The following is an 18,292-nucleotide window of genomic DNA, read 5'->3' as shown; positions in this document are numbered from 1 at the left end:
ATGGACGCGCAGAAGGGCTGGCGCAAGTGCAACCGGTGTCAGGGCTTGTTCAACGCTTTCGGCGTCGGCGGGGCCTGCATCGGTGGCGGGATGCACGACTTCTTCACGAGCGCGGAGTACAAGGCCCCGTGGGGAACCCCCGAACCGGGCGCCCAGGAAGGCTGGGGGGCGTGCCTGAAGTGCGCGTGCCTCGCGTTCAAGGGCTCCCCCGGTATGTGCAATGACCTGGCACCCCACGAGTTCGCGGAGATCGGCGCCCACTACTCCGTACTCGTCGGGCCGCACCCCGCGACCCGGCCGGGCTGGCGTTGGTGCAACAAGTGTCAGTGCCTGTGGGACGGCAGCCACCCGGCCGGACAGTGCTACGCCGGTGGGGTCCACGACGCGACCGGCAGTCTCGACTACAGCGTCCCCCTGGTGGAAGCGGCGCTGCAGCGGGACTGGCAGTGGTGCAACACCTGCCAGGGCCTGGTCTCCGCCATGCAGGCCGGTGTCTGCGTGAACGGCGCCCACCACACGTCGAGCAGTGGCACGTGGTACAGCGTCGCGTTCGGGGGCACCGCCACCGGTTCACAGGCCGGATGGCTGCTGTGCGGCAAATGCCTCGCGCTGGTCTCCGGCGGCGCGGAGGGCACGTGTTTCGCCGGGGGCGTGCACGAGTTCAGCGAGAGTCCCGCGTACAGCGTCCCGTTCGACGTCGAACCGGCCGACGCGCAACCGGGCTGGCGGGTCTGCGGCACGTGCCGGACCCTGAGCTATACGGGATTCGAGGTGGGCCCCTGTCCTGCGGGCGGCCTCCATGATCACAGTGCCAGCGGCAAGTACAGCGTCTTCCCCAATTCGCTCGATCAGGGGCAGCCGGGGTGGAGGCAGTGCCGCAAGTGCCTGGCCCTGGCTCTCGGTTCGGTCTCGGACGGTGTGTGCCGCGACGGAACCGCCCACGATTTCACGGGCAGCAGCGCGTACTGCATCTCCGGCAACGGGGTCATGGAGGGCGCTGAATCCAGCTGGAACTGGTGTCATCGCTGCCAGTGCCTCGCCCATGGCGGTCCCAGCTTCGCCGGAATATGTCACGACGGCGCCCCTCACGACTTCACCGAGAGCGAGTCCTACGGCGTGCAGATCGAGTCGCCGCCCGAAGGCGGTCAGGCCGGGTGGCGACGCTGCATGGTCTGCAACGAGCTGGCCTTCAACGGCAGTGGCGTCCCGGACGGGCTGTGCGCCGGCGGGGCGTCGCCGCACGACTTCGCGGGCAGCCCGGAGTTCACGGTCGCGGTGCAGGCTCCGCCCGAGCCGCCGCCCCCGGCCGGGCCGTCCCTCACCGTGACCGAGTCCGCCGACGCCGTCGTGATCGACGGAGTTGGATTCGGCAGCGAGACGCCGGTCGAGGTGTCGCTCATCGTCGGCGGCGTGACCATGAAGGCCGACCTCGTGACGGACAGCCAGGGAGCCTTCCACCACGAGCAGCGGCCCGTGGTGCCGGCGCTGCCGGGGGGCGGGCTCGTCATCGTGCGCGACCAGGGCGGGGCGGTCGCGAGCAGCAGGCTGAAGGACTTCGTCCCCGCCTGACACACGCACCGCGGCTGATGCACGCACAGCGGCGCCCCGGTGCCGTAGACACTCACCGGGGCGCCGCGCTCGCAGGGACCGTGGCATCGCGACTAGTTCACCGGCGTACCGGGCACCGCGACGACCAGCCGGTCGCGCACTCCCCGGCGCACGGCCGCCATCTCGAGGCCGCGGGGATCGACCTTGCCGGGCTGCCATTCCAAGTGGCCTATCACGCTGCGCTCGCTCCAGCCGTGTGCCCGGCACACGGCGGCGGCCACCTTCTCGATGGCCTGCACCTGCTCCTTCGGCCAAGGGTCCCTCCCGTCGCCGAGGTTGACGCATTCGAAGCCGTAGAAACGTGCGTTGCCGTCCGTGTCGGCCGAGTTGTCCGGCGGGAGGGCGGTCTCGTCGATCACCGCACGCAGGACGTCGCCGTCGCCCTTCCCCGCGTGGTTGGTACGGCCGTAACCGACCAGGAAGACCCTGCCGTCCTTGGCGATGACTCCGTGGCACAGCGGGCCGGGCAGCGAGGAGTGTCCCTTGCAGCACAACTCCACGCTGCTCATCGTGCCGGAGGTCACCGTGTGGTGGATCATCACTCCGTGCACAGGGCCCCAGAGCCCCTTGTGGTTACGGTTGTGTGTGCGCCACGACCGGTGCTCGACCACGGTGAGCCCTCCGGAGCGCAGTGCGGCAATGAAGCGGTCTGCTGAAAGTGGGGTGGCCATGGCTCTCCTCGGAAGATGTCGAGCCGGCCCGTCCCGAGTCCGTCGGCCGGCCTTCGCCCTCACCATTCTTCCCGGCCAGGCGTGACCGGCGCGTGACGCCGGTGTGACGCCGCGGCGGATGGTGAGGAGGCCTGGCCCGCGGCCAGCCGGTACAGCCCCTCGGCCGGCTCCAGGCCCAGCTCCTCGCGCAGTCGCTGGGCGTAGCGGGCGAGTGCGTGCAGCGCCTCGGACGGGTTCCCGTCCGACAGGTGGGCCCGGACCAGGCAGGTCTGGCCGCTCTCGCGCAGCGGCTCTGCGTGCACCGCCGCCTGTGCGGCGGTGACGGCCTCGGCGTACCGCCGCGCCGTGCTCAGACGCCCGGCCAGGGTCTCCAGCGCATGCAGCCGCAACTGCCGCCAGTCCTCCGCCTCCGCCAGGGCCCAGTCCTCGTACCAGCCGGGGAGCAGGTCGGCGGAGAGGATGCGTACCGCTTCCAGCGGGGCATCGGGAAGGGGGTCGGCCGCGGCCGGATCGAGCAGGCGCTGTGCCGTCCGACGTGCATGGTGCACGTCAACGGTGGTTCCGCAGGCCAGGCGCACCTCGGCCGGACGTATCTCCAGGGCCTGTCGGCCCCGGCCGGGCAGGCGTGCCAGGGCCGCGCGCAGATCGGCGTGCGCGCGGCGCTGGGACACCTCGGGCCACAGGGTGCCGGCGATCAAGGGCCGGGGGGCCGCACTCCGGCATCGCAGGGCGACGAACGCCAGTACCCGTTCCGATCCCCGGGGGACGGTGACGGGCTCCTCCCCCACCCACAGGCCGAAACCTCCGAGCAGTCCGAGACGTACCGCGGACTGCTCAGAGGCGTCGGACTCCACGCCCGACTCCACGCCCGTGCCCACGTCTGTGTCCATGCCATGTCCTCCGCCGCCTGCGGCACATGCCGCCCCGGTGACTCATGGCTCCCGCCGTCACCAGCTCGGCTTAGCGACCTTGCCGTAGGACCAGCGGGAGCCGTTGGACATCTCGAAATGCAGGTGTGGCCCCGTGGAGTTGCCCGTGTTCCCGACCTTGCCCAGCTGCTGTCCGGCCTTGACGGGCTGCCCCTTCTTCACCTGCCGTGTCGAGAGGTGGCAGTACGTGTACACGTGGTTGTTGTCCCCGTGCAGCCCGATCCACTGGCCGTACGCGCCACCGTCGCCGTTCGACCACTCGATGGTCCCACTGCGTACAGCCACCACCGGGGTTCCGGAAGCCGCCGCGAAGTCCTGGCCCGTGTGCCGGCCGATACCGTCCGGCTTCCAGGCGTACGGGCCCGGCTTGCGGAAATCGAACGTCACCCTGTGCCCGGGTACGGGTGAGGGCACCCGGCCACCCGACGCGGACGGCTGCTTGGCCTTCGCGGCGCCGACTTTCTCGCGAGCCACTGCGAAGCCCTCCTGCCGGCCGAGTTCCGTGAGCGACGTGCTGCCCGGCACACCGTCGGCGTCGGCTCCCTTGAAGCCCTGCTTGAGCTGCTCCTTGCGGTAGGCAGCCTTGGTTTGTTCACCGAAATGACCGGTCGCACCGCCCGGAATCTTGTGGCCGCGAGCGATCAGAGCACGCTGGACGATCCGAATCTGTTCGTTGGTCTTGCCGAACCGGATGTTGGACAGCTCAACCGTGGGCATGATGGCCTCCTGGTAACCGCAGGGATGTCGGCCGTATCGGTCCGTCAGGGGGGCCGCGGAGAATCCGGTGACGTTGCCTCAACTCTCATGCCGTCCACTTGTGGAAAGGACTTCACGAGCGAACGCAGCCAACGGAGTCGGCCTCATTTCGACTATAAACCCGCCCACGGCGACCGGCCACTATAGCCATCAACAACAGTCTGCGCACGATATGAACGCACCCGGCCGCCCCTCTCCCCCTACTGTGGAACGGACAACAACTCTGTTCCATCAACCATCGGTGAATACCCAACATCCATGGCACCGGCTCGAATTGCTCACGGCTGGATGGGGGTCGACCCCAGATGGCGAGACCAATTCCGTATGCCCCGTCCGCCGGTCGCGACGGTCCCTTCGGCGACATAAAATTGCAGTACATCTTCCCTCACGTTCCCTCGCGCATGAGCGAGGCAGGTTCACAGCCCTGACCGAAGCAGCGCATTCACCCCGAAGAAGCACATTCACTGCACGGCGACATGGGCAGATGCATGGAGGCGTGACATGACAGCGTTCGACACCGACGTGTCCAGCCCTCTCCCCGCAGGCTTTACAGCGGGCCTCGGCGGACCTCACATCGGAACGCACCAGCCTCCGGCGAAGTGGTACATCGAATACGGGATGGACCTGGGCGCGGAGGACGGCTCGGAAGTCCGGGCGCCCTTCGACTCCCACATCACCGTCTTCACCCCGCACTCCCCCGCGGCGGACGACTCCAAGGTCTACGGTGCCCAGCTGTTCATGCGGTCGCCCAACGACATGATGGGCGGCTTCTGTACGCACCTCAAGAACGTGCCGAGCCACCTGACGACAGGGACCGAGGTCAGGAGAGGCGAGGTGCTCGGCTCCGTGCTCCGGTTCGGCGGCACCGCCCCACACCTCCACATGGCACTGGTCGAGATCATCGGCGGTGCGCCCGATGGCCGGTACCAGGGCGTGGACACCCTGTACGACTTCTTCCTGGACACGGCGGGGTCCGACACCGTCACCCCCGTCCGGTTCCTCCAGGACGGCTCGCCACCGGTCATCGGAGACGGCGGCGCGCTGGTCATTCACCTCGGGACCCTGCGGGGAATACAGCATGGTCTGACTCAGCTCGGCTACCACCCCGGGGCAGCCGACGGCATCGACGGGCCGAACACTCAGGCCGCGGTGCGCGCCTTCCAGAGCGATCAGGGGCTCCGGCAGACCGGGCAGTGCACCAGCGATTCGCTGACCGCTCTCGCGTCCCAGCTCGGTGCGCGGGGGCACCGGGTGGACGGAGTCTGACTGCCGACCCGGTGAGCCCCCGAGGAGGACATCCTCATGGCCATATGGACCCTCAGTGCGGCGAAGAGACGAGCGGCGCGCACCTCAGTGCCCGGCCGGGAGGAGAGCGCCGGGCAGGGCCTCTGGGCGCAGCCGGTGCCCTCGGCCGGCTCCTCCGACGGGGAGGAAGAGCCGCAGCGCTGGTCGCAGTGGCTCGCCCCGTCGGACGACATGGGCCCATGGGAACAGAAGGAGGGGCTGAGGGCCAGGATCAGAGAGCTGGAGGCCATCGTCGACGCCTTGAGCACACGGGCGTACGCCGATCCCGACCGGCGCCGAGTGGTGGGGAGCTACGCGTCCAAAGCCCGCGCGGAGCTCGACGAAGCGGAACAGGCCCTCGTCGTCAGGCACCCCGGCAGAAGGCGGGCAGCGCTTCTGGGTGTGGCACAGGCGCATATGGACGCGGCGCTGAACCTCACCGTCTGGATGGCGTCCGCCGAGGACATCAAGGCGATGCTTCCCCAGATCACGGCACTGGTGGAGGAACATCTCGCGGCCAGCGATCCGAGGAGGGTGCGGGTCACCGACATCGCCCGCGGACTCCAGCACAACGCGGAGCGCAAAGTCCGCCCCAGCGAGCGGGCCTTCCTGGCCGAAACGGTCAGTCTCGCCCGCAAGCTGTTGTGGAACGAGCGGTTGCGTGTACGCAGTTTCGTGCGCATCGTCGGCGCCGTCACCGGCGGACTGACCCTCGCCGCACTGGCCGTTGCCGTGGTCACCCTCTTCTGGGAAGCGCTGGTACCTCTGTGCTTCACGCCCGAGGTCAAGGACGGCTTCAACATCGTGTGCCCGACGACGAGCCACGTCGTCCCGATGTCCACGTCCGATCCCGTCCCCAGCGGAGAGGTCGCCAGGGTCGCGCGGGCCGGCGACTATCTCGTCATCGAGATCATCGGCGTCCTGTCGGCCGCCATCGCGGCGGCGGCGGCACTGCGCCGGATCCGGGGCACCGCTCTGCCGTACAACGTCCCCGTGGTCCTCGCCCTGTTGAAGCTGCCCCTGGGCGCTCTGACGGCGGTGCTCGGCCTGTTGCTCATGCGCGGCGGATTCGTACCGGGCCTCAGCGCTCTCGATTCCACGGCGCAGATCATCGCGTGGGCCATCGTCTTCGGATACTCGCAGCAGCTGTTCACCAGGTATGTGGACAGCCAGGGACAGGCCCTGCTCGATGCCGTCCGGGGGCCGGGCAACACGACCACCGGCTCACCCGACCCGAGATGAAATCCACCATGTCCAGAAAGGCCATAAGTCCCATTCCCCTTCATCATCCTGCCCTCACACGGGCGAGGACGCGGGACATCACGCGGCACCTCTCGCGTCCGTAACCCGGGACTGGAGTTCCGATGTCAGCCATCGACGAGAAGTGGACACAGATCCAGTGGATCGGACCCCCGGCCGACGCGGGGGCGGGCAGCGAGGAGGGCCCGAACCCCGACGGGCGCGGCCGGTCACGCGACTTCCAGCACGGGTCGATCTACTGGTCGCCCGAGGTCGGCGCGCACGAGGTCCACGGAGATATCCGCCTCCATTACGCGCAGCTCGGAGGCTCGGGCAACTTCCTCGGCTACCCCGTTACGGACGAGTTGGGGTGCCCGGACGGCGTGGGCCGTTTCAACCACTTCGAAGGTGGGTCCATCTACTGGACCCCTCAGACCGGCGCGCACGAAGTCCACGGCCCGATCCGTCAGACCTGGGCGGACATGGGCTGGGAGAACAGTTTCCTGCGCTATCCGGTCTCCGACGAGATGGGACCGCCGGAGGCACGCAACAACCTGTTCCAGGGCGGCCACGTCGTCCGGAACGCCGACGGCAGGGGCGCCGTCGCTCACGCGTCCGTCCGCATCGACTGATCCCGGGCCACGTGCCCAACTGCATGCGGTCCAGGCCGCGGAACGCGTCCATCCGCTCGGGGGAGCGGATGGACGCGGCACCGCGGACTACGAATCGCGGACTACGAATCGCGGAGTGGGCGCCGGACTCTAGAAGTCGTCGGCGCCGTTGCGCAGCTCGTACGTCCAGTAGCCGGTCTTGGCGGCCGCGTCGTCGACCGCGATGCCGCCCTTGGGTGCGGTGACGACCTTGCTGCCCTCTGCGGGGCCGTCGGAGGCGAAGAGGTTCACGTAGAAGGAGGAGACGGCGTGGTTCGCCTCGTCGACACCGCCGTTGTTGATCCGCACGGCCGCGTACGCCGGGGCCCCTGCCTCCAGCACGATGGGCGTGCCCGGCTTGCTCTTGGCGACCGCCGGCACGTCCTTCGAGGTCTGGGGAAGGTCACCGAACCCGATCACCGGGTACTGCAGCAGGGTGCAGGCGTGGCCCGAGGTGTTCTTCGCCGTCAGCGTGATGTGCGTGGTGGGCACGCCGCCCTGCTTGGCCGCGGTGACCTTCACATCGTTGACGGTGCAGGCGGGGGCCTTGGCGGTGCTCTTCTTGGCACCTGCCTGCGTGGCCGCACCGGTGGAGCCCTCCGTGCCCGAGCCGGACGTGCCCGAACCGGACGTGCCCGAGCCGGCGGTGCTGGAGCCGGTCGTGCCAGAACCACTCGTTCCGGCCGTGCTGGAACCCGTCGTTCCCGCACCGGAGGTGGTCGAGCCGGTCGTGCCCGTGCCCGCCTCGCTCTTGGCGGCATTCGAAGCCGCGACGGGCGCGGCGCCGGCGTCGCCCTTCGCACTGTCGTCGCCGCCGCAGGCGGTGAGCGCCATGCTCAGGGCGGCTACGGCGGTCGCGGCGAGAACGGCGGGACGGCGGATGAAGGTACGCATGTGGGGCTCCCCGTTTGATGCGGTCGGTACGTGGTCGATGTCCGGTGCGAACATCTGGTCTGCTCTCAGCTTGCGGCCCTGGCCTGCCGTCCTGCTGACGTACCACTAACGTCCCGCTGACGTCCGTGGTTCACCCGTCGGACGCGTGGTGCCGAAAGGCATCGCACACCGTAGGAACGACAGCGGGCGCCCGCGACCGGGCACGGGAAAGCCCCCGCGGGCGACCCGAAGGCCCACGGGGGCGGCGGTGCCTGGGACTCCTGGGTGAACCGGTCCCGGCGTCGCCCCACGCTCACCCTGCCCGGCGGTCAGCCTTGAGGTTCCTGGGGTCTGGCGTCGACCTCGCGCAGACTCCGGTCCTTGAGCTCGGTGCGCGCCTCGGTGCGGTGCCCCCGGGCGATGTAGTCACGCACGACCGCCTCGACGGCGTCCTGGGGCGAGCCGACTCCGGCGAGGACCATGACTTCCACCACCAGTTCGGCGTCGAGGCTGATGTTGACCTTGGCCATGAGCGGGCTCCCTTCGTCGGACCGGGACTTTAACAGGGCAGTGCCGGAATCTCCGGAGCCCCTGGCGGGTCAGTCAGGTCAAGGAATCGGAGCGTCGGCCCGAAGTGCGTCCGGCAGGGCCCTGGAATGCACGATGTGCAGCCGGGAGACGGCCCGCGTGAGCGCCACGTACAAGCGGTTCATACCGCGGGGCTCGGCTTGGACGATCGCGGCGGGCTCGACCACGACCACGTGGTCGTACTCCAGGCCCTTGGCCGCGGAGGCCGGCACCACGGTCACGCGCGCGCCCAGGGTGTCCGGCCCTGAGGCCGGGATCCCGGCGGCGGTGAGCGCGTCGTACAGCCCCTGGGACTCGGCATCGGCGGCGACGACGCCGATGGAACCGGCGTACTCCAGCGCGGCGTTCACGGCGGCGACGGTCGCGGCGGCCGTGTCGTCGGTCGCCGCGATACTCGCTTCGCCGTCGCGGCGCAGGGAGCGGGACGGCGGTACGTCCACGTCGAGATGGCCGAGCAGACGGTTGGCGAGCTCGGCGACGGCGCCAGGGAGCCGGAAGCCGGTGGTCAGAGGGGTGATGACGGCGTCGGGTTTGCCCATGTGGGCGAGGAGCCGGGTCCAGTCGCGCGTGGCCCAGGGGGTGGTGCCCTGCGCGAGGTCACCGAGGACCGTGAGAGAGCCGAAGGGGGAACGGCGGGCAATGACGCGGCACTGCATGGGGGACAGATCCTGCGCCTCGTCGATCACGATGTGTCCGTAGCCCGCAGGGCGCTCGATCAAGCCGGCGAGTTCGTCCAGGAGTACGAGATCGGCCGCTGACCAGCGGGCCGATCTGTGGGAACGCGGTGGCTCGGCCCACATCAGAGCGCGCTGCTCGTCCGCGCCGAGGACGCCTTCGGCCGCGACGGCCAGATGGTCCGGGCGGGCGAGCAGGTCCGCGAGGATCTCCTCGGCGTGCACGGCGGGCCAGACGGCGTTGAGCAGGGCGGTGAGCGGCCGGGCCCGGGACACCTTCTGGACCCAGAGGTTGGTGCACGGGCCGGCGCGATGCTCGGCCTGTCGCTGGATGCGGCGGACGACGCGCGTACGGACCCGGTCGCGCCCCACCGCGTACGGAGGTTCCTCGGCGCGTACGTCCCGGACGGTCTGCTCCAGTTCCTCCGCGGAGACGCGCCAACGGTACGAGCCGTCCGCCAGTGTGAGGGACTGCGCCAGCTCCGGGCGCACGCGTGCGTACAGCGCGCGGCGCACGACCTCTGCCATGCGGATGTCGTGCTTGATGGCTGCCGCGTGTTCGCTGTCCCGCCCCGTGACCGGGTGACGGGCGATCTCGTCGTCGAGCGTGGACTGCCTCACGCTGGTCTCGCCGAGGGCGGGCAGCACCTCGGAGATGTAGGAGAGGAAGGTGCGGTTGGGGCCGAGGATCAGCATTCCGCCGCGCTGGATGCGCTGCGGATAGGTGTAGAGGAGGTACGCGGCCCGGTGCAGTCCGACCGCGGTCTTGCCGGTACCGGGCGCGCCCTGGACGCAGAAGGTGGTGGCGAGTTCCTCCCTGACGAGATGGTCCTGCTCGGGCTGGATGGTGGCGGCGATGTCCCGCATGGGTCCGATGCGCGGACGCTCGACCTCGCCCGCGACGATGCCGCTCTCCCGGGTCTCGCCCGCGCCGAGGTACTCGTCCTCGATGCTGGTCAGGTCGGTGGAGTCGCCTCGGCTCGCGTACGACCAGCCGAACCGGCGCCGGACCGCGACGCCTTGCGGATCGCGGGGACCGGCCTGGTAGAAGGCCCGGGCGACGGGAGCACGCCAGTCGACGACGAGCGGCGGGGAGGAGGGATGCGAGGTGATGCGCAGACGCCCGATGTGGTACTGCTGCCCGGCGTGCTCGCCCGCCGACTCCGAGCCCGGCGTGAAGTCGAGGCGGCCGAAGAACAACGGCCCTTCGGGCAGTTCCCGGAGCTCTTTGGCCTGCGTCCGCAGCTGGTAGCCGAGCACTTCGGCGTCGGCGCCGGACGCGGAGACGTCCGCGCCGACGACCACCTGTTCCTGGGCACCGTTGACCATCGCGTGGAGCGCGGTGCGGCAGGCGTCGTGGAAGGACCGTTCCTGGTCGAGGGCGTCAGTGAGTACGGAGTCGGAGCGAGGCATGCCCCCACAATAGAGCAACCGAGACACGTTTATAACCAGGTTGCTTGTACTCCCGGGGGTGCCCCAGCTGGTACACCGACCGCCAAAATTGCCGGATTCCGGCAGCCGGGTGCGTATACGACGCTGCCGCGTCCCTACCTGTCGCCAGGTCAGCGGAGGGTGGCTCAATGCTCCAGAGAGAAGAGGGGGGCTGAAGTTGTCTGGGCAGACGATGGAGATGGAGCGGAACAGGTCCAGGAAGGGGTGGCTGCGTGCGGTGGGCTGGGCGTTGCTCGGACTGGTGTTGCTGGGAGTCTCCGCGGCACCGGTCCTTCCGGTCGCCGAGCTGGTCGCCGTCGAGAAGGCGTTTCACGACGCGCGGCCGTGTCGGACCGGGGAGGAGTCAGGGATCACGCCGGACTGCCTGCGCACGATCCGGGGAACGGTCCTGTCCGCCGAGCGCGTCAAGAGCCATAAGACGGTGGTCTTCCGCGTGGAGCTACAAGCTCCAGTTCCGGCCCCCGCCGACCGGCCGATGCACCTCGACTCCCACGGCGACCTGTCGGAACTCATCAAACCGGGGGACGACGTGTACGTCACCACATGGCGAGACGTCCCGGTGTCCGTGAGTCATGACGGAAGCAGCGAGACACTTCCCCAACTGCCGGGCGAGGAGCCCACCTTGCTTGTCGGGCTCGCCTTCGCGACTCTCTGGCTGGCGATCCTGGCGTTCGTCGCGGCCTTCGGCAGCGCCCGGCGGGCCCGGCGCAGGGCCAGCGGCCGGCCCTTCACCCCCCGGGTTTCGTGCAGCCCGGGCAAGTGCGTCTGCGTGGTGGTCGCCCCGCTCGTCACGGCGTTCCTGGCCGGTCACCTCTGGGACACATGGACGGCAGTGGTGATGACAGTGGCCATCTCGGCACTCATCGCCGTCCCGGCCACGATCGCCGGCCTGCTCTGGGATCGCGACCAGGCAGGCACCTCACCGGCCGCCGACCATCCCGCCGATCAGCCCAGCGGCGGGCCAGGCAGCCACGGCCGGGCCGACTGAGCCGAAACCCGGCCGGATTTCTGACCCAGGGCGTACACAGCGTGAGCGGAGCAGTCCTGGAGGTTCTGCGGTGCGGCCGCCGCAGAAGGCGCACCCGTCCGCACCACAACTCACCACCCTCCGCGCAGGCGCTCAGCCCAGCAGTGCGACCGCCTGTCGGCGGGCCTCCTCCAGCCACGCCGCCCGCGCTTCGCCGGTCGAGCCCGTGACCGTACGGAAGACGGTCCGCCGCACATCGCCGACTCCCACGTACGGAAGGACGCATGCCGACCAGATCCTGTCCAGCGGGTCACCGAACTCGTTCTCCTCCCGGTCGGCGGGAGTGTCGGACGTGTTCAGGACGAGAGCCCTGCCGGCCTTGAGGAGCCCGGCGGGCTCGCCCTCCGCGGTCCCGAGCTTGTAGGCGACACCCGGTGCGAGTACGCGCTGGACCCAGCCGGTGAGGACAGCGGGCGGCATGCCCCACCAGTTCGGGTGGACGAACACCATGGCATCCAGCGTGGCCACTTCTGTCCGGTGCAGCTCCACCTGCGAGTCCTGGGCGCGCGGCGCCGACTCGACCGTCTCCGTCTCATCGCCGGAAAGCACCGGCGGGAATCCCTCGGCGCAGAGATCGTGTGCCAGTACGTGGCAGCCTCGCCCCCGCAACTCCTCCACGACAGCGTCGAATACCGCGTGGTTAAAGCTTCCCGGCCGCGGATGCGCGAGGTACACCCCGATACGCATTGTTCGTCCCCCCAGTCGACAAATATGTCATCAATTACCGAACCAAGTGGTCCCTACGCGTCGATAGGCCCACTCGGCTCGTCGTCATTATCAACGCCGGGTGGCCCCCAGCCCAAAGGCTGGGGGCCACCCCGGAACAGCGAGTGCAGCTTCCGCTGCCTACCAGCGGTACCAGCGGCCTCGACGGCCACCCGTCCCGGCGGAACGCATGACGAAGCCGAGCAGCCATACAGCCAGCACGATCAAAGCCACGATCCACAGGGCCTTCAGCGCGAACCCGGCACCGAAGAGAACCACAGCGAGCAGAAGAACTAGAAGCAGGGGAACCATAGTTATCAACCTCCAGAACATCGTGTGCCCTGGCACCCCCGCACCATGCATTCGAATTTCCCAGTTTCTTATCTCCGGCTACGGGCAGACGCTGACGCTCATTTCGCCCGGGCCCGGACGCCGAGATCATCGAACCGGCACAACGGGCAAGGACGCGAGCCAGTCCGTCAGGAGGCGGTTGATCTCGGCGGGGCGCTCCTGCTGAATCCAGTGACCGCATCCGTCGAGGATGTGAGAGGACATCAGGCCGGGGAGTGTCGTCGGGTACGCGTCGATCGCGTGGGCCATCCACGTGGTGGAGGCATCCAGGCCGCCGCCGACGAACAGGGACGGCTGAGTGAGGGGCACACCGTCGAGGTCGGCGAGGTCGTCCCAGTCCCGGTCCATGTTCCGGTAGCGGTTCAACGCCCCTGTCATGCCGGTCCGTTCGAACTCGCCGGCGTAGAGATCGAGGTCCTTCTCGTCGAGCCAGGCAGGACGGGCCCCGGCGGGGAACCGGTCCCGCAACGTGCCGCCGCGGGCGACGAAGTGAGGGTCGGGTGCACCGGTCGCGGGCATGGTCTCGCCGTCCAGCGCGGCGTAGAAACCTGCGAGCCAGCCGCGTACGTCGGGCTCGATCTCGGCCTCGGCCCGGCCCGGCTCCTGGAAGTAGGAGACGTAGAACTCCTCTTCTCCTCCCATGCCCGCGAACACCTCACTGGGCCGCGGCCCGCCGCGCGGGGCGTAGGGAACGCTGAGCAGGCCGACCGCCCGGAAGACGTCCGGCCTGACCAGAGCGGAGTTGGCGGCGATGGTCGCGCCCCAGTCGTGGCCGATGATCACCGCGGACTGTTCACCCAGGGCACGCACGACTGCCGCGTTGTCCTCCACCAGCTCAAGCATGCGGTAGGCGGCGGCGTCCGTGGGCTTGGAGGAACGGCCGTAGCCACGGACATCGATGGCCACCGCGCGGTACCCGGCCTGGGCCAGGACCGGCAACTGGCGGCGCCAGGAGTACCAGGATTCGGGGAAGCCGTGCACGAGCAGCACCAGCGGTCCGGCGCCCTGCTCCACCACGTGGAGGCGGCCGGCGGGACCGGCGATCAACCGGTGCGTGACGTCTGTGGGCTGCTGCGACATGAGTTCTCCGATGCTCTCAATGTGCCGTGTGGCGTGTGCCTGAGACTCGTACCTCGATCATGCGGGGAATCATCCGGCTGGGCCGAGTCCCGTTGCCGGTACGGCAAAAGACCGCTCCGGCAGGTACGCGAGCTGTACGGCGGTCTCCTCGACGCGCGAGCGCGTGAGCTCATCGCCTCGGGGTCGCTGGACGACTCCGGTCACGTGCCTGAACAAGAGGCGGGTGCGCTGGGCGAGGAAGGGTTGTCCCCCCGATGGATCATGATCCACATGATTGAGGAGTACGACGTCACAACGGCCATGCCGACTTGATCCGGGAACGGATCGACGGAGTGGCCGGCGCGTGAGCACTCGGCGTTCACCGTGACGGCGCCACCATTCCCGTCTCGTAGGCGAGGATGACGAGATGGACCCGGTCGCGGGCGTCCAGTTTGGACAGCAGGCGGGCCACGTGGGCCTTGGCCGTGGACACGCTGATGCAGAGTTGTGCGGCGATCTCGTGGTTGGACATGCCGCGTCCGACGAGCGTCAGCACCTCACGCTCGCGTTCCGTGATGCCCTCGATCCCGCGGGGCCGGGGCGAGGGCTCCGGGCGTGCGGCGAACTCCTCGATCAGACGGCGGGTGACACTCGGCGCGATCAGGGCGTCTCCGGCGGCGACCACGCGTACCGCTGCGAGGATGTCGTCCAGGTCCATGTTCTTGACGAGAAAGCCGCTCGCACCGGAGCGCAGCGCCGCGTACACGTAGTCGTCGTCGTCGAACGTGGTGAGGATCAGGACTCGTGTCGTCGTGGCCTCGGCCGTGATCAACCGGGTGGCCTCGATGCCGTCCATGCCCGGCATACGGATATCCATCAGCACCACGTCGGGGGTGAGTTCCCGGACCAGCCGGAGTGCCTCGGCGCCTGTCGCGGCCTCTCCGGCGACATGGATGTCGACGGTGTCGGCCATGAGCACGCGCAGGCCGGAACGCACCAGCGGCTGATCGTCTGCGAGCACGACGCGAATCGTCATGACAGGGAGGCTCCTTCGGGCTGGGACAGGCGTTCGGGCAGGGGCAGCCGTACCGCCACACGGAAGCCGCCTTCGGGGCGCGGCCCGGCGGTGAACTGGCCGCGCAGCAGGGCGACCCGCTCGCGCATGCCGACAATGCCGTACCCCGTGGTTCCACCCGTGCCGGTGGCGAGGCCGCCACGTCCGCCGTCCTCGACCTCGACGGCCAGCTCGCCGCCCCGGTAGTCGACGGTGACGTGGCAGTCGGAGGTGCCCGCGTGGCGTACGACGTTCGTGAGCGATTCCTGAATGATGCGGTAGGCGGCCAGCTCGATGTCGGCCGGCAACGTCCGTCGTTCCCCGCGCCATCGCAGATCGACGTGGATACCGGCGCCGCCCGCCGAGGCGACCAGGTGTTCCAGTCCGTCGAGTCCGTCCAGGCCGGGCGCAGGTTCACGCGGTGCGGAGCCCGGCGCGGTTCCCGGGTCCGCGCGGCGCAGTGCGCCCAGCGTCCGCCCCAGACCGGCAAGCGTCTCCTTGCTGGTGGCCTCGATGGCCGCGAGCGCGTTGCGGGCCTCGTCCGGCTGTGTGCCGATGACGCGCCTGCCGACTCCCGCCTGGATGGCGATGACGCCGACGCTGTGCGCGATCATGTCGTGCAGTTCGCGGGCGATCCGGAGCCGTTCGGCGGTGACGGCCTGGGCGGTGGCCTGGGAGTGCAGTGCCTCCGTGTGTTCACGACGCTCACGGGCCGAGTCACCGGCCGTCCAGGCAGCGGCGAGCGCGAGGACGACGAACGCCAGCGTCTCCACGTGTGGCCCCGCCCCCGCCCGGTGGTGGAGCGCGAACACCGTGTGGGCTCCAAGAGCCATGGCGGCGGCGGTGAGCGAGGTCCTGCGCGGGCGTGTGGCCGCGATGTAGCCGACGGCGAGGTCACCGATCAGCAACTGGAGGAGACCGAGCTCCGTCATGCTCCTCCCCGCCGCCCCGGCCAGACCGCCGGCCAGCAGCACGGCGAGCGCCGGCAGCGGTCTGCGCCGCAGCTGACTCGCGGTCAATGCCGTGAGAGCAGCCGCCGACAGCAGCAGGAAGACGGAGAAGCCCTCCCGGCTGTCCCGCATGGTGACGTACAGAATCCAGGGATACGCGATGACACCGCACCAGGTCAGGGCCATTCCCGCGACGCGCGGTGCACCCCTCGTCAGCGTCGGGCGTGGCATGACAGGCATGGCCTGATCGTAGACGCGGACGCCTCAGCGGACTATTGGCCCGTGGGAGTACGCCTACGGGCTACGCGTCGCCCTCGGACGCGCCGGGCACGGATGGTGGGCCGCCGGACGTGAAAGCCCCGACTGGTCGGGGGAGGCCAGCCGGGGCGGTAAAGGGTGTGAGTTCGGAGGGCGGTCGCCTCGCGGCGAGGGGCTCCATGGGGCTTCAGCCGAACGATCTTCCCCATGGGCTATAGGTGAGGCCCGGGGACACTGTCCCCTCCGTACCCACGTAGAGAAGAACGGTCCGCCATCCGCGGTTGTTCCGGAATGTCTCTCCCTCCGACAGTGAGCCGCGCCACTCCGTGCTGTCTCCGGGGAAGGCGCATGGGATCGCTGCGGGACTTACAGGGGATCCGGTACGGCTGCGGCCCGACGAGGGGCTCATGCGTCGCGACCTCCGAAGGGCTGCTTCCGGGACATCGAGCCCGGCTGCTGAGACACGGGTGCGGCCCGGAGCTGGTACCCCGGGCCGCACCACGGCATGGCCGCCGCTGCTTCCGCTGCCCCGGCTCAGGCCGTACCCGCACCGGGTACGTGTCCCGCCCGTTCGGCCGCCTGCGTCCGGAGTTCCATGACCTCCCTCTGAAGGTCGGCGAGCTGCCGGTGCATGGCCTGGATCGCCACGAGGGCGACTCCGTTGGCATCGGTGCAGGAGATCGTTCTGTCATCGGCGCCCAGGCCGAAGCTCGCCCGCCAGTCCTGTGCCATCGGTCCCAGGTGCCGTACTTCGTCGGCCTCCCAGCGATAGCGCCAGGTGCTCACGGGCAGTTCCACCACCGCGGCCAGCACATCGAACCCGTTCACACCCACCGCCGACGCGGCCACCGTCTCCCCGGAGGCCGAGGACGCCATCCCGGCCGGGTCGGGTACGTCCGGGTGGAGGCGGGCCCGGTAGGCACGAACGGCCGCGGACCGGGCGCGGCGGAGACGGCCGGTCAGCGATCCCATCGCACCGGGTTCACGTCGGTCTTCGCAGCACGGTCGGACAACAGCGAGCCGAGCGGGACCCACGTCGCCCCGGGGCCGGGCTCGGCGACGACCGAGTTCTGCTCCACCGCGCGTACCTGCGCGGGCTCGGCCGCCGAAGCCGCAGAGGCCGCGCCGAGGCATACCGACACGGCGGCCACCGCGGCGGACGACACAGCGGCAAGACGGGTAACTGCGGTAACAGACATACGCACGCTCCGAGTTGGTCAGCGATCAGATCATCCAAGGAACGACAGCGGCCCCGATCGGTAACGGTTCCACGGTTCGGAGGTGAGCCCGGCTGAGGATGCACGACCGGGTGGCTGAGCGCCGAGGACGCCGTGCGCCTCGCTTTTCTCCGTCGCTCTCGCTGAACGGCCGGCGTGGCCGCGGCGCGACCGGTGGCGCGAGAGAAGGCAGGGAACCTCACCGGAAAACGGGAGGCAGGGGCGCGGGCCGCTGTGCGAGGCTGGCGGACTGTCAGCAGCCCGTCTCTTCCACGTACTCCCACCGGCTCACCATGGAGCATCAGTGACACCCCCTCGCCTGGACCCGTTGTTGCAGCAGTTCGACTTTGCCTGCGAGCGCCTGACAGGCCGCCTGAGCGGACCCGTGATGGACAGCGGCGACGGTTCGGAGACGCGGGTCGGTCCCATGACCGACGAGGAGTACCTCTGGGAGCCGGTGCGGGACTGCTGGTCCGTCCGCAGGCGTACGGAAGGACCGGGAGCGCGCGCGACGCTCCTGGCGGGGGCCGGCGACTGGGGGCGCGACGCCGCGTCCTACCCGCACCCCTGGCCGCCGCCCTTCACCACCATCGCGTGGCGCCTCAGCCATCTGAGCGAGATGCTGACCCTGCGCGCGGAGCACACAGCCGGCGGCCGCACGCTCACGCGGAACGACTACCGCATCAGCGGGGACGTGGCATCCGCCGTCGCTGCCTTCACTGCCGGCGCCGCGGCCTGGCGGGCCGCACTGCTGAGCGTCGACGACGCCGCGCTCGACACCGTCGGGTACTGCACCTATCCCCACGGCAGCGACGCGGAGGAGCCGTTCGTCGACCTCGTGTGGTGGGTCAACCAGGAAGTCCTGCACCACGGGGCGGAGATCGCCCTGATACGCGACCTGTACCGCGCACGACAGCTCTGACCCGGCCGGGGAAGGGACGCGTTGA

At 69.6% G+C, this 18,292-nt stretch carries 18 protein-coding genes and 2 pseudogenes; 7 read left to right on the top strand and 13 right to left on the bottom strand.

Annotated elements, in window-relative coordinates:
* On the top strand, positions 1 to 1,569 hold the full coding sequence (locus AC07FA_RS27245) for a hypothetical protein (RefSeq protein WP_479078959.1): 1,569 nt from the start codon (positions 1 to 3) through the stop codon (positions 1,567 to 1,569).
* A gap of 125 nt (positions 1,570 to 1,694) precedes the next feature.
* Here the strand turns inward: AC07FA_RS27245 and AC07FA_RS27240 are convergent.
* From AC07FA_RS27240 to AC07FA_RS27230, 3 genes and pseudogenes are all read right to left on the bottom strand, one after another.
* Positions 1,695 to 2,279, bottom strand: a pseudogene (locus AC07FA_RS27240) (N-acetylmuramoyl-L-alanine amidase); the annotation flags it as partial.
* A gap of 59 nt (positions 2,280 to 2,338) precedes the next feature.
* Complete coding sequence (locus AC07FA_RS27235; protein WP_479078958.1) at positions 2,339 to 3,169, bottom strand: AfsR/SARP family transcriptional regulator; 831 nt, start codon at positions 3,167 to 3,169, stop codon at positions 2,339 to 2,341.
* 57 nt (positions 3,170 to 3,226) lie between these two features.
* Positions 3,227 to 3,925 (bottom strand): peptidoglycan DD-metalloendopeptidase family protein, encoded by a 699-nt coding sequence (locus AC07FA_RS27230; RefSeq protein WP_479078957.1) that lies wholly within the window; start codon positions 3,923 to 3,925, stop codon positions 3,227 to 3,229.
* 540 nt (positions 3,926 to 4,465) lie between these two features.
* Here AC07FA_RS27230 and AC07FA_RS27225 point away from each other — a divergent pair.
* The 3 genes from AC07FA_RS27225 (at position 4,466) to AC07FA_RS27215 (ending at position 7,119) form a co-directional block, all read left to right on the top strand.
* Positions 4,466 to 5,230: a peptidoglycan-binding protein gene (locus tag AC07FA_RS27225; RefSeq protein WP_479078956.1), complete on the top strand. Its 765-nt coding sequence runs from the start codon at positions 4,466 to 4,468 to the stop codon at positions 5,228 to 5,230.
* 36 nt (positions 5,231 to 5,266) lie between these two features.
* A complete protein-coding gene (locus AC07FA_RS27220) occupies positions 5,267 to 6,490 on the top strand; it encodes a hypothetical protein (RefSeq protein ID WP_479078955.1) in 1,224 nt (407 codons plus the stop codon).
* Positions 6,491 to 6,612: 122 nt separating this feature from the next.
* On the top strand, positions 6,613 to 7,119 hold the full coding sequence (locus AC07FA_RS27215; RefSeq protein WP_479078954.1) for an LGFP repeat-containing protein: 507 nt from the start codon (positions 6,613 to 6,615) through the stop codon (positions 7,117 to 7,119).
* A 129-nt stretch (positions 7,120 to 7,248) separates the two neighbouring features.
* Here the strand turns inward: AC07FA_RS27215 and AC07FA_RS27210 are convergent, their stop codons facing one another.
* From AC07FA_RS27210 to AC07FA_RS27200, 3 genes are all read right to left on the bottom strand, one after another.
* On the bottom strand, positions 7,249 to 8,031 hold the full coding sequence (locus AC07FA_RS27210) for a DUF4232 domain-containing protein (protein WP_479078953.1): 783 nt from the start codon (positions 8,029 to 8,031) through the stop codon (positions 7,249 to 7,251).
* 308 nt (positions 8,032 to 8,339) lie between these two features.
* Entirely contained in the window at positions 8,340 to 8,540 is a 201-nt protein-coding gene (locus AC07FA_RS27205) for a type II toxin-antitoxin system VapB family antitoxin (RefSeq protein WP_479078952.1), read from the bottom strand.
* A gap of 78 nt (positions 8,541 to 8,618) precedes the next feature.
* Positions 8,619 to 10,685: a HelD family protein gene (locus tag AC07FA_RS27200; protein WP_479078951.1), complete on the bottom strand. Its 2,067-nt coding sequence runs from the start codon at positions 10,683 to 10,685 to the stop codon at positions 8,619 to 8,621.
* 196 nt (positions 10,686 to 10,881) lie between these two features.
* Here AC07FA_RS27200 and AC07FA_RS27195 point away from each other — a divergent pair, with 196 nt between their 5' ends.
* Positions 10,882 to 11,712, top strand: coding sequence for a hypothetical protein (locus AC07FA_RS27195; protein WP_479078950.1), 831 nt, complete (start codon positions 10,882 to 10,884; stop codon positions 11,710 to 11,712).
* 132 nt (positions 11,713 to 11,844) lie between these two features.
* Here AC07FA_RS27195 and AC07FA_RS27190 read toward each other — a convergent pair whose 3' ends face one another.
* From AC07FA_RS27190 to AC07FA_RS27180, 3 genes are all read right to left on the bottom strand, one after another.
* Entirely contained in the window at positions 11,845 to 12,438 is a 594-nt protein-coding gene (locus tag AC07FA_RS27190) for an NAD(P)H-dependent oxidoreductase (RefSeq protein ID WP_479078949.1), read from the bottom strand.
* Positions 12,439 to 12,597: 159 nt separating this feature from the next.
* Entirely contained in the window at positions 12,598 to 12,768 is a 171-nt protein-coding gene (locus AC07FA_RS27185) for a hydrophobic protein (RefSeq protein WP_479078948.1), read from the bottom strand.
* Between the two features lie 126 nt (positions 12,769 to 12,894).
* Positions 12,895 to 13,887 carry an alpha/beta fold hydrolase gene (locus AC07FA_RS27180; protein ID WP_479078947.1) on the bottom strand — a complete coding sequence of 331 codons (993 nt, stop codon included), beginning with the start codon at positions 13,885 to 13,887 and terminating at the stop codon, positions 12,895 to 12,897.
* 153 nt (positions 13,888 to 14,040) lie between these two features.
* Here AC07FA_RS27180 and AC07FA_RS27175 point away from each other — a divergent pair.
* A pseudogene (locus AC07FA_RS27175) lies at positions 14,041 to 14,234 on the top strand (mycothiol transferase); the annotation flags it as partial.
* Positions 14,235 to 14,245: 11 nt separating this feature from the next.
* Here AC07FA_RS27175 and AC07FA_RS27170 read toward each other — a convergent pair.
* From AC07FA_RS27170 to AC07FA_RS27155, 4 genes are all read right to left on the bottom strand, one after another.
* Complete coding sequence (locus tag AC07FA_RS27170; RefSeq protein WP_479078946.1) at positions 14,246 to 14,902, bottom strand: response regulator; 657 nt, start codon at positions 14,900 to 14,902, stop codon at positions 14,246 to 14,248.
* A complete protein-coding gene (locus AC07FA_RS27165; RefSeq protein WP_479078945.1) occupies positions 14,899 to 16,110 on the bottom strand; it encodes a sensor histidine kinase in 1,212 nt (403 codons plus the stop codon). The genes AC07FA_RS27170 and AC07FA_RS27165 overlap by 4 nt, the downstream gene beginning before the upstream one ends.
* Positions 16,111 to 16,662: 552 nt before the next feature.
* Positions 16,663 to 17,100 (bottom strand): tail fiber domain-containing protein, encoded by a 438-nt coding sequence (locus AC07FA_RS27160; protein ID WP_479078944.1) that lies wholly within the window; start codon positions 17,098 to 17,100, stop codon positions 16,663 to 16,665.
* Positions 17,088 to 17,327: a hypothetical protein gene (locus tag AC07FA_RS27155; protein ID WP_479078943.1), complete on the bottom strand. Its 240-nt coding sequence runs from the start codon at positions 17,325 to 17,327 to the stop codon at positions 17,088 to 17,090. Before AC07FA_RS27155 ends, AC07FA_RS27160 begins: the two co-directional genes overlap by 13 nt.
* Positions 17,328 to 17,649: 322 nt before the next feature.
* On the opposite strand from AC07FA_RS27155, the gene AC07FA_RS27150 reads away from it, so the two are divergent.
* Positions 17,650 to 18,267 (top strand): DinB family protein, encoded by a 618-nt coding sequence (locus AC07FA_RS27150; RefSeq protein WP_479078942.1) that lies wholly within the window; start codon positions 17,650 to 17,652, stop codon positions 18,265 to 18,267.
* Positions 18,268 to 18,292: the final 25 nt, after the last annotated feature.

This window comes from Streptomyces sp. NPDC045968, from assembly GCF_056430475.1.
The sequence above is the reverse complement of the archived record's forward strand: the minus strand, read 5'-3'. Positions and strand labels throughout refer to the sequence as shown.